The organism is Anaeromyxobacter terrae (genome assembly GCF_022690685.1).
In the GTDB taxonomy this organism is placed as follows: Bacteria; Myxococcota; Myxococcia; order Myxococcales; family Anaeromyxobacteraceae; genus Anaeromyxobacter; species Anaeromyxobacter terrae.
Window position 1 is genome coordinate 1 of the sequence record NZ_JALCYY010000024.1, and the last position, 9,842, is coordinate 9,842.

Here is a 9,842-nt window from a genome sequence, read left to right on the forward strand (position 1 = left end):
GGCAGGGGCGCCGGCGCGCGCTGGGGCGGCGCGGCGACCGGGGGCAGCGGCGGCGGAGGACGGCGCGGCGGCGGCCCTCTCCGCCTCGGCGCGCGCGAGGCGCGCCTCGGTCTCGCGCTTCGGCGCGAGGGTCCAGTGGAAGAGCCGCTTCACGACGAGCGTCGCGTACGCGCCGGGCGGCAACGTGAACGCCACGTTCACCCTCAGGCGACCTCGGTTCAGCTCGTCCCGCCTCGCCTCGCCGATGGCGAGCCGGCCGGGGAACACCAGGATCGGGCGCTCCTCCGGGTCGAAGTGGATCTCGGGCGTGCCGGGCACGGCGAGGTCCGAGGGCGTCTGCCCCTCGCGGCGGAGCACCGACAGCGCGGCCTTCTCGAGGGCCGGATCGGAGAACTTCGTCCCGGGGGCGAGGAGAGGGAAGGTTCGCTCGTGGAGCAGGCGCGCCTGCGACGCGTCGAGCTCGCGCGGGAACAGGAGCGAGCCCGCCTGGTAGCGGATGGACACGAGGTGCGGCATCCCGACGACGTCCTTCAGGTACTGCTTCACGCCCTCGTTCCAGAGCCAGCTCTGGTAGGCGAACACCTGGAGCGCGCGCCAGCGCGGCTCGGTCCGCAGGAGCGCGCCCCGGTAGTCGCCGGGGTTCTTGCGCAGCCACCGCACGACCGCCTCGTACCGCTCGGCGCCGGGGTAGGGGTTCCTGCGATCCCACTCGCCCCAGTACTCCTTCCAGAACGCCTTCACCCGCGCGTCGTCGGACGCGTCGAGCTCGCTCGGGCGCGCGAGGACGTTCCGGAGCGCGACCTCGAACTCGCCGCGCATGAGGTCCTTCACGATGAAGCCCTGGCCGTGCTTCAGCGCACCGAACCGCTGCGAGTCGAAGTAGTTCACGACGCCGAGGCGGCGGACCTCCGCGATGGACGCCGTGAGGCGGGCGACGTCGTCCTCGGAGAGATCGCGGACGGTCACCGCGAAGCGGTTCGACGTCGTGTTCGCCGCCGAGAGCGGCTGACGGCTCCGGCCGAGCGGCTTCAGGCGGAGATCGGGATCCTGCAGCTCGATGTCGCGCCGGTGGATCGCGATGAGCTGCGTCGTGCGCCCCTGCTTGTCCTTGAGGCCGCAGAAGCTCACCGCCGCGCGCGGGATCTTGAACTGCCTGCAGATCCGCTCGACCGCGTCGAACGTGGAGAGCTTCTGCTTGTCCATGAGGTACACGAAGTGGGCGCCCTGCGGGTCCTCGTCGAAGCGCCACGACTCCGAGACCTGGAAGTCCTCCGGCTTCTGCTTGAGCTTCATGCGCGCTCCCTACCACGGAACGACCGCCGGGGTGCGGTGGAGGGGGTGGCGCGGCTCCCCTGACCGGGTGTATGGACCCGGTTCGACCCCCGCGGCGAGCAAAGCGAGCCCGCCGGGGCGACACCGCGATAGCGGCGAAGCCCGCCCGCGGTGGCGCACGCGACCCGGCTGACGGGGTGGGGCGTCGATCGGACGCGCGCCCGAGCGCGCGGAGCTCCGCTCGGCGGGGCGGGGGCGCAGCCCCCGGGAAATGAGGTCCGGATGGGCATGGGAGAGCTTCTCGTCGTCCTCTTCATCGTGCTGCTGTTCTTCGGCGCGAGCCGCCTCCCGGCGCTCGGGGAGGGGCTCGGCAAGGCGCTGCGCAGCCTGAAGGGCGCGGTGACCGGCGACGGGGTGGCCGCGGGCGGGGAGAAGGCCGGGAAGGCGCCCCCGCGCGAGCTCGGGCCGGGCGGCGGGGACGGACGCGACGAGCGCTAGGCCGTCTTCTGCCGGAAGAAGAGGATGATCGAAAGGCAGTGGAACTCGTCGTCGCTCGACTGGGTGACGACGCGGTCGACGACCTCGAGGTCGGCGTTCGAGCGCAGCCAGCGCGTGACGGTCTCGCCGAGCTCCTCGCGCTCCTTCGCCTTGGTCGCGGAGAAGACCTTCACCCCGGTGAACTCCTGCATCGCGCTCTCCCGTTCTCTGACCCGCCTCGCCCCTTCGCGGCGCGACCGACCCGAAAAAGTATTGCCGACGCATTTTGCACTGTCAAACCTGCGGCGCCGATAACACTCGATGTCTCCTCACGGTTTTTGGGGTCCGCGACCCCGCCGCGGCTTTTGCCCGGCGGTTTCCGCGTCCCTAGGTTCAGCCGAGCGGAGGAGTCATGCGGCCGAAGAAGGGCTTCGCGGTCGAGTTCATCAACCGGATCCGGACGATGGATCCCTCGGAGCTGAACGCACTCATCGTGCGCGAGGCGGGGGAGGACCTCGCCCAGTTCTTCCTCTCCTACAGCGCGAGCCTCATCTCCCGCGATCCCGAGAAGGTCCTCGAGAACACCTCGAGCCTCATGTTGATGGGCTATCTCATCCGCGCCGCCGAGGACCGCCGCGAGCACCGCCACGAGCAGGCCATCGCGCTCGCCTGATCCTTCTCAAGCTCCCGCGCCCCGTGCTAAGCACGCGACGGCCCAGCAGAGGCCGGGGGCGCCATGCTCATCGATCTTCACGTCCACAGCCACCACTCCCGCGGCGGCACGCTCGCGCCGCGCGACGCGCTCCGCCGCGCGAAGCAGGCCGGGCTCGACGGCGTGGCGTTCACGGACCTGAACACGCTCGACGGCCTCGAGGAGATCCGGGCCGCGGGCCGCGACGAGGGGCTGCTCGCGCTCGTGGGCGTCGAGGTCTCGACCGATCACGGCCACTACCTCTGCTTCTTCCCCGACCCGTCCAGGGTCCCGGCCCCGCCGCAGGCGTTCGGGTCCGCGACGCCGTGGCCGGTGCGCGACGTGCTCGCGAAGGTGCGCGCGCTCGGCGGCGTCGCCGTGGCGGCGCATCCCTACGACAAGACGATCGACCGGCCGAGCGGGGACTTCATCTTCACGCTCGAGGGGCTCGCCGCGATCGAGGGGCTGAACGCGCGCGTGCCGGCCGCCGCGAACGACCTCGCGGTCGAGGCGGCGGACCACATGAGCCTGCCGTGCACCGGGGCGTCCGGCGCGCACGGCTCGCTGGAGGAGATCGGCAAGGCGGCGACGCTGTTCCGCGATCCGGTGGCGAGCGAGGCCGACCTCGTGGCGCAGCTCAAGGCCGGGACCGTCTTCTGCGTCGCGATGGGCGTGACGCCGCAGCCCGCGTCATCGTCCGCGGGCGACCGGCGCGAGCGGCGCGACGACCGAGGCGGTCACGGCCACCGCGGCGGCGGTCACGTCCACGGTGGGCACCGCGAAGGCGGCGGGGGCCGTGGCGGTGGCGGCCGTCGCGACCGTGGCGGCCGCCGGTAGAGCCACCCGCAGGTGCACGAGCGAGCTCGAGCCGAGCCGGGCGCAAGAGGAGCGGAGCAGCGCAGAGCAGTCCCGCGGTCCCGCTGCGCGGGACCTACGCTCGGGATGAACGGACCGGGGGTATGCCGAGCAGCGGAGCGACGAGTCCGCCCCGGCGCAGGCCGGGATCGTGCGCTCGTGGAGGGGCCAGTAGAAGCCACCCGCAGGCGCACAAGCCCGAGCCGAGCCGGGCGCAAGAGGAGCGGAGCAGCGCAGGCGTACTGCTTCCGTACGCCGAGCAGCGGAGCGACGAGTCCGCCCGGCGCAGGCCGGGATCGTGCGCCGTAGGCTACCGTTCCCAGCGCACCAGCCGGTCATCCTGCAGGAACGCGCGACGCTTGCCGCCCGCCCACGACCACTCCTCGGTCCCGGCGGGGCGGTCGATGCGCTTCTTCTCCGGGAGGCCCCACGCCATCTCGAGCGCGCGCGGGCTCATTCCCTCGATCGGCTCCTTCTTGAGGATCGCGGCGCGCTGGTCCTGGGGGAGGTTCCGGAAGAACGAGGAGGGGTCGTCGACGGAGAGGATCTGCTCGACCTCGGCGCGCACGTCGGCGTAGTTCGCGGCGGTCTGCGGGAGGACGACGACGAGCGGCCGCGTCTCGCCTGCGGTCTCGACGTAGACCCACGGGCTGTAGCGCGGCGTCATCACCACGCGGCGCGCGATGAGCCATCCGGTGGGGAACTCCACCTCGCGCAGGCGGACCGCCGTTCCGGGCGGCAGGATCCGCTCGGGCGTGGGCGGGGCGATGGCCGTCCCGCCGGTCGTCTCGATCACGTCGAGCTCGGCCGGTGCCTGATCGGTGAGCAGCATCTTGGAGCGGTCGCCCCAGAACGGTGCGACGTAGGCAGCGACGCGCAGGTAGCGCTGCTGGCCGTCGAGCTCCTGGTGGACGCGGGTTCGCTCCGCATCGGTGATGGCTGCGTGCGGCGCACAGGCCGCGAGCGCGAGGAGGGCGGGGATGAGGAGGTGAGCGCGTCGCATGAACCATTCTTCGCAGAGCCCCGGCCGGCACACAAGCGAGGCTCTGCCGGCGCTCAGGATGGCCCGAGGCCGATCGGGTCAGGCTGCGGCTGGACGACTCCGCGCGCTCGCACCCGGGTCCTACTTCCGCTCGGCGTTCTTCCCTTCCTCGATGAGCTCGCGGACGCGCTGTCCGCCCTTGTGGCCCAGCTCCGAGTAGCCCTTCGAGCCGAGCTGCTCCTTGCGCGCCTCTCCGCCGAGGCGGCCCGCCTCGCGCACCGTCATGTTGCCGCTCGCGCGGCGCTGTCCCTTGTCCCGGTCCGGCATGTGCGACTCCCTGTCCTCCTGAGGATGGGCCAAAGCTGAGGGTGGGCCCTCTGCGGGGCAAGGGCGCGCGCGCATAACCTTCGCCCGCCGACGCACCGGGCGCGCCGGCGGGCGCTCCGTGGCGCGGGCGCCGGCGAGCGCTCCCCGTTACGCTCCAACCCATGGCGCGGCTCTCCGACAACGCTCTCCACGTCCTCGAGCGCCGCTACCTCCTCCGCGACGAGCACGGCGCCGTGGTGGAGACGCCCGACGCGATGTTCCGGCGCGTCGCCCGGGCGGTCGCGGCGGCGGAGCCACCGGCGGAGCGCGATCGAGCCGCCGAGCGGTTCGAGGCCCGCATGGCGGCGCTCGAGTTCCTGCCCAACTCGCCCACCCTCATGAACGCGGGCCGGTCGCACGGCCAGCTCGCCGCGTGCTTCGTCCTGCCGGTGGAGGACGACCTCGCCGCGATCTTCGACGCGCTCAAGTGGGCGGCGCTCATCCACCAGTCCGGCGGTGGCACCGGCTTCGCGTTCTCGCGCCTCCGGCCGCGCGGCGACGTGGTGAAGACCACGCACGGCGTCGCGAGCGGCCCCGTGTCGTTCATGCGCGTCTACGACGCCGCGACCGAGATCATCAAGCAGGGCGGCGTGCGGCGCGGGGCGAACATGGCGGTCCTCTCGGCCTCCCACCCGGACGTCGTCGAGTTCGTGGACGCGAAGCGCGGCCACGGCCTGGAGAACTTCAACCTCTCGGTCGCCGTGCCGGACGCGCTGTTCCACGCCGCGTCGCGCGGCGAGCCGTGGAAGCTCCGCCATCCGAGGAGCGGCGCGGTGGTGCGGACGATCGACGCGCGCGCGCTGCTCGACCGGATCGCGGAGGCCGCCTGGGAGTCCGGCGAGCCCGGGCTCGTCTTCCTCGACCGCGTCGAGGCGGCGAACCCGACCCCTGACCTCGGGCACTTCGAGGCGGTGAACCCGTGCGGCGAGCAGCCGCTCCTGCCGTTCGAGGCGTGCACGCTCGGCTCCGTGAACCTCGGCCGCTTCGAGCGGGGGGGACGGGTGGACTGGGACGCGCTCGGCGCGTGCGTGCGCGACGGCGTGCGCTTCCTCGACGACGTGCTCGACGTCAACGTCTGGCCCCTGCCGCAGATCGCGGAGATCTCGCACCGCAACCGGAAGGTCGGGCTCGGCGTGATGGGCTGGGCGGACCTGCTCGTCCGGCTCGGGACGCCCTACGACGCGCCCGAGGCGCTCGCGCTCGCCGACGAGGTCATGGGCTTCGTGCAGCGCGAGGCGCACGCCGCGAGCGAGGCGCTCGCGCGCGAGCGGGGCGCGTTCCCCGGGTACCCCTCGAGCGCGCTCGCGCACGACGGCCGGCCGCCACGCCGGAACGCGACCGTCACGACCATCGCGCCGACCGGCACGCTCGCGCTCATCGCGGGCTGCTCCTCCGGCATCGAGCCTCTGTTCGCGCTCGCCTACGTCCGGCGGGCGCTCGACGACTCCGAGCTCCGAGAGGAGCATCCGCTCGTCGCGCGGGCCCTCCACGAGGCGGGCGCCGACGCCGCGATCTCCACGGTGCGCGCGGCGGGGCGCGCGCGCGGCATCGCGGGCGTGCCGGACGCGGTCGCGCGGCTCTTCGCCACCGCCCACGACGTCCCGCCCGAGGTGCACGTCCGGATGCAGGCGGCCTTCCAGCGCCGCACCGACAACGGCGTGTCGAAGACGATCAACCTGCCCCGCGACGCCGTCGTCGGCGACGTGGCCCGCTCGTACGCGCTCGCGTTCGAGCTGGGCTGCAAGGGGATCACCGTGTACCGCGACGGCTCGCGCGAGCGGCAGGTGCTCACGAGCGGGGCCACGCGGAACGGCGAGGAGTGCCCGCAGTGCGCGTCCGCCCTGACGCGCACCGGCGGCTGCATGACCTGCGGTCACTGCGGCTGGGCGAGCTGCGAGACGACCGAGTGAGGTGAAGCCGGCGGGCGACGCGCGCTCGCGCCGATCGGGTCCGTCCGGCCGCGCTGCTCGCCGCGTCGTTCCCGGCGCGCCGCGGGGAGGGAGGCCTCGCTCGCACGAGCGTCACGCGACGACGCGTCACGTCGTCGCGGGAGTGGTGGGGGCATCCTTCCGACATTACAGAGAGTGCCGGACGTCGGGAGAAGTCGCCGTCATGGAGGTCCCCGATGAGAGCGATCGTCGCGGATGATCACGAGGTGGTGCGGCGCGGCGTTCGTGCGCTCGTCGAGTCGCACCCGGGCTGGACCGTCTGCGGCGAAGCCTCGAACGGGCGCGACGCCGTACGTCTCGCGCAGGAGCTTCGCCCGGACGTCGTCGTGCTCGACGTCGCCATGCCCGACATGAACGGGCTCGAGGCGACGCGCGAGATCCGCTCGTCGGTGCCCGACACCGAGGTCGTCCTCCTCACCGTGCACGACTCGGATCAGCTCCTCGATCAGGCGGTCAGCGCCGGCGCCCGCGCGTACGTCCTCAAGGAGGACGCCGCCAGGCACCTCGTGGACGCCATCGACGCCCTGTCGCACCACACCCCGTACTTCACCTCGCGCGCGGCGGAGCGCCCGGCGGGTGCTCCGGCCGCGGACGGCATCCGGAACGCCGCGGTGTCCCGCGGAGGTCGCATGACCTCCCTCACCCAGCGCGAGCGCGAGGTGCTGCGGCTGCTCGCGCAGGGCGAGTCGAACCGCGAGGTCGGCGAGCGGCTCTCCATCAGCGCCAAGACGGTCGAGACGCACCGGGCGAACGTGATGCGGAAGCTCGGTGCGGGCTCGATCGTGGACCTCGTTCACTACGCGATCCGCAACGGCATCGTCGCGCCGTGACGGACCGCGACGCCCGCGGACAGGCTCTCGTCTCCGGGTCGCGAAGGAGCGGGCGGCGGCGGCCGGACGCCCGCGCCGTGCCGCCGAGGAGGCACCGGCACCGCCGGAGGCGGGCAGCGGGCGCGCGCGGACGGCTCCGGACGGGGCGCGCGCTGCGCCCGGACCCTGCGTAGAAGATCTCGATGCGCTCCGACACCGACCTGCCGTCGACGGGCGCCGTGCGCCAGGTCGACCCGATCGCCGCGGCGGCGGAGCAGCTCCTCGCGGTGAGCGCCGCCGAGCTCGACGGGGCGGTGGACGCCGTCCTCCGGCAGGCGGTCCTGCACGTGGGCGCGGAGCGCGGGGCGGTCTTCCTCCTGGGCCACGAGCAGAGCCTGGCGCTCGAGCGGGCCTGGGCGGCCCCCGGCATCCCGCCGGCGGGCGAGCGGCTCGACGCACCGTGGATCCGCGCCGAGATCCAGGCGGGCAGGGTCGTCGCGCTGTCGTCCCCGGACGATCTGCCCGCGTCGGCCGTCGCGGAGCGCCGGATCGCGCGGGAGAGCGGCATCCGCGCGGCGCTCTTCGTGCCGCTCGTGTGCGCCGGGCACCCGATCCTCGGCTGGGCCGGGTTCGTGACCCTCTCGCGGACGCGCCCCTGGGGGCAGGCGGTCATCGAGGATGCCCGCCGACTCACGACGCTCCTCGCGGCCGCGCTCCTGCGGCTCCGGGCGGAGCGGGAGCGCGACGAGCAGGTCCGGCTGCAGGCCCTCGCGCTCGAGGTCTCCTCGGGCTTCATGGATCTGCCGTCCGAGCGCGTCATGGAGGGCGTCGTCCTTGCGCTGCGGCTCACCGCGGGGGTGCTCGAGGCGGACCGCGCGTCAGCGTGGCTCCTGGAGGAGGGCGCCGGGACCCGCCGGCTCGCGTCCTGGCCCGCCGGCGCCGGGCTCCCGGACCACGGCGCGCGAGAAGAGAAGCCCTGGCTCGGGCCGATCCTCGAGCGGCACCTCCGCGAGCACCGCCCGTACGCGCTGCGCTCGCTCGACGAGCTCCCCCCGGCCGCGGAGGCGGATCGCCTTCACCTGCGGGCGCTCGGCGCGGAGGCGCTCGCGGCCATCCCGCTCCGCGCCGGCGATCGCGCCCTCGGCTGGCTCGCCTTCTCGTGCGGGCGGCCGCACGCGTGGCCTGTGCCCGCCCTCGCGCACGCGCTCATCGTCGGGGACGTGGTCGGCGGGGCGATCGCGCGGGCCCGCGACGCGGAGGAGATGCGCGCGAGCGAGGTCGGCGCGCTCGCGTCGCGGGATCTCCTCCAGTCGACGATCGACGCGCTCTCGGCGCACGTCGCGATCACCGACGCGGGAGGGACCCTCCTCGCGGTGAACGCCGCCTGGCGGCGCTTCGCGGAAGAGAACGGGCTCGCGATGCCGCGCCACGCGCTCGGCGCGAGCTACTCCGCCGAGTGCGCCGCGGCGGCCGCGAACGGCTGCGCGGAGGCCGCCGCCGTGAACGCCGCCATCCGCGCGCTCGCGGCGGCGCGCGGCGACGACTTCCGCCTCGAGTACCCCTGCCACGGCGCGCAGCGGCCGCACTGGTTCCAGCTCCGGATCACGCGGTTCGGCCAGGGCGCCGCCACCCGGCTCGTGTTCGCGCACGAGGAGGTCACGGAGCTCAAGCAGGCCGAGGAGCGGCTCCACGCGCTCACCGGCCAGATCCTGCACGTGCAGGACAGCGAGCGGCGGCGCATCGCGCGCGAGCTGCACGACGGCGTCGCCCAGCAGGTGTTCGCGATGTCGCTCGAGGTCGCCCGGGCGCGGGGACGCGTCCAGGACCCGGAGGTCCTCCGCTCGCTGGAGGAGTGCGAGGCGCTCTGCCGGACGGTGCTGCAGGACCTGCGCACGGTGTCGCACGTGCTGCACCCGCCGATGCTGGACGTGACCGGGCTCGTCCCGGCGCTCGACTGGTTCATCCGCGGCTTCGCGGCGCGCAGCGGGATCGACGTGGTGTTCCGGTCCGAGGGAGTCGAGCGGCTCGCCCCGGAGACGGAGCTCGCGCTGTTCCGGGTGGTCCAGGAGTCGCTGGCGAACGTCCAGCGCCACTCCGGCAGCCCTTCCGCGCAGGTGTCCCTCTCGCAGGGGGAGGGCGAGGTGGTGCTCGTGATCCGCGACCAGGGGCGGGGCATCCAGCTCGGTCCCGGGTCGCTCGTCGGGGTGGGCGTGGGGGGGATGCGCGAGCGGATCCGCCAGCTCGGCGGCACGCTGCGGATCGTGGGCGGCGCGGACGGGACCGAGATCCGCGCCACTGTGCCTGCGCGAATCCCCTAAACTGTTCTGACGGGGGCTGCGCCCCCGCCCCGCCGAGCAGAGCTCGTCGGGGCCCCACCCCTGCTCGCCGGGTCCCGTGCGCCACCGCGGGCGGCTTCGCCGCGATCGCGGTGTCGCCCCGGC

General features: G+C 74.0%; 10 protein-coding genes. 6 read left to right on the forward strand and 4 right to left on the reverse strand.

All coding sequences use genetic code 11. The features are described 5' to 3' along the window. Window positions 1-1,293, reverse strand: a 1,293-nt coding sequence (truD, locus tag MNY62_RS12375) for a tRNA pseudouridine(13) synthase TruD (RefSeq protein WP_242344505.1), incomplete at its 3' end; no start/stop codon positions are given. 261 nt (window positions 1,294-1,554) lie between these two features. On the opposite strand from truD, the gene MNY62_RS12380 reads away from it, so the two are divergent. Beyond that, window positions 1,555-1,770, forward strand: a complete 216-nt coding sequence (locus tag MNY62_RS12380; RefSeq protein WP_408629083.1) for a twin-arginine translocase TatA/TatE family subunit — start codon at window positions 1,555-1,557, stop codon at window positions 1,768-1,770. On the opposite strand, the gene MNY62_RS12385 is transcribed toward MNY62_RS12380, so the two are convergent. Beyond that, complete coding sequence (locus MNY62_RS12385; protein ID WP_242344507.1) at window positions 1,767-1,961, reverse strand: hypothetical protein; 195 nt, start codon at window positions 1,959-1,961, stop codon at window positions 1,767-1,769. The two genes, MNY62_RS12380 and MNY62_RS12385, sit on opposite strands and share 4 nt — an antisense overlap. A 200-nt stretch (window positions 1,962-2,161) precedes the next feature. Here MNY62_RS12385 and MNY62_RS12390 point away from each other — a divergent pair, with 200 nt between their 5' ends. Both MNY62_RS12390 and MNY62_RS12395 read left to right on the forward strand, forming a co-directional pair. Further along, a complete protein-coding gene (locus MNY62_RS12390) occupies window positions 2,162-2,422 on the forward strand; it encodes a hypothetical protein (protein ID WP_242344508.1) in 261 nt (86 codons plus the stop codon). A 63-nt stretch (window positions 2,423-2,485) separates the two neighbouring features. After that, window positions 2,486-3,277, forward strand: a complete 792-nt coding sequence (locus MNY62_RS12395; protein WP_242344509.1) for a PHP-associated domain-containing protein — start codon at window positions 2,486-2,488, stop codon at window positions 3,275-3,277. Between the two features lie 328 nt (window positions 3,278-3,605). Here MNY62_RS12395 and MNY62_RS12400 read toward each other — a convergent pair whose 3' ends face one another. Then, window positions 3,606-4,298, reverse strand: a complete 693-nt coding sequence (locus tag MNY62_RS12400) for a hypothetical protein (protein ID WP_242344510.1) — start codon at window positions 4,296-4,298, stop codon at window positions 3,606-3,608. A gap of 120 nt (window positions 4,299-4,418) precedes the next feature. Next, window positions 4,419-4,604, reverse strand: a complete 186-nt coding sequence (locus MNY62_RS12405; RefSeq protein WP_011985696.1) for a hypothetical protein — start codon at window positions 4,602-4,604, stop codon at window positions 4,419-4,421. Window positions 4,605-4,765: 161 nt separating this feature from the next. Between MNY62_RS12405 and MNY62_RS12410 the strand changes: the two genes are divergently transcribed. The 3 genes from MNY62_RS12410 to MNY62_RS12420 all read left to right on the forward strand — a co-directional run bounded on the left by MNY62_RS12410 (window position 4,766) and on the right by MNY62_RS12420 (window position 9,719). Continuing rightward, the gene (locus tag MNY62_RS12410; RefSeq protein WP_242344511.1) at window positions 4,766-6,553 is read left to right on the forward strand and encodes an adenosylcobalamin-dependent ribonucleoside-diphosphate reductase; all 1,788 of its coding nucleotides are present in this window, start codon (window positions 4,766-4,768) and stop codon (window positions 6,551-6,553) included. A gap of 215 nt (window positions 6,554-6,768) precedes the next feature. Then, window positions 6,769-7,422, forward strand: a complete 654-nt coding sequence (locus MNY62_RS12415; RefSeq protein WP_242344512.1) for a response regulator — start codon at window positions 6,769-6,771, stop codon at window positions 7,420-7,422. 182 nt (window positions 7,423-7,604) lie between these two features. Next, a complete protein-coding gene (locus MNY62_RS12420) occupies window positions 7,605-9,719 on the forward strand; it encodes a GAF domain-containing sensor histidine kinase (RefSeq protein WP_242344513.1) in 2,115 nt (704 codons plus the stop codon). Window positions 9,720-9,842: the final 123 nt, after the last annotated feature.

Excerpts from the sequence above, each read along its gene's own strand:
- MNY62_RS12400 (WP_242344510.1), bottom strand. The coding sequence starts at position 4,298 with ATGCGACGCGCTCACCTCCTCATCCCCGCCCTCCTCGCGCTCGCGGCC.
- MNY62_RS12395 (WP_242344509.1), top strand. The coding sequence starts at position 2,486 with ATGCTCATCGATCTTCACGTCCACAGCCACCACTCCCGCGGCGGCACG.
- MNY62_RS12410 (WP_242344511.1), top strand. The coding sequence starts at position 4,766 with ATGGCGCGGCTCTCCGACAACGCTCTCCACGTCCTCGAGCGCCGCTAC.
- MNY62_RS12405 (WP_011985696.1), bottom strand. The coding sequence starts at position 4,604 with ATGCCGGACCGGGACAAGGGACAGCGCCGCGCGAGCGGCAACATGACG.
- MNY62_RS12415 (WP_242344512.1), top strand. The coding sequence starts at position 6,769 with ATGAGAGCGATCGTCGCGGATGATCACGAGGTGGTGCGGCGCGGCGTT.
- MNY62_RS12390 (WP_242344508.1), top strand. The coding sequence starts at position 2,162 with ATGCGGCCGAAGAAGGGCTTCGCGGTCGAGTTCATCAACCGGATCCGG.
- MNY62_RS12380 (WP_408629083.1), top strand. The coding sequence starts at position 1,555 with ATGGGCATGGGAGAGCTTCTCGTCGTCCTCTTCATCGTGCTGCTGTTC.
- MNY62_RS12385 (WP_242344507.1), bottom strand. The coding sequence starts at position 1,961 with ATGCAGGAGTTCACCGGGGTGAAGGTCTTCTCCGCGACCAAGGCGAAG.
- MNY62_RS12420 (WP_242344513.1), top strand. The coding sequence starts at position 7,605 with ATGCGCTCCGACACCGACCTGCCGTCGACGGGCGCCGTGCGCCAGGTC.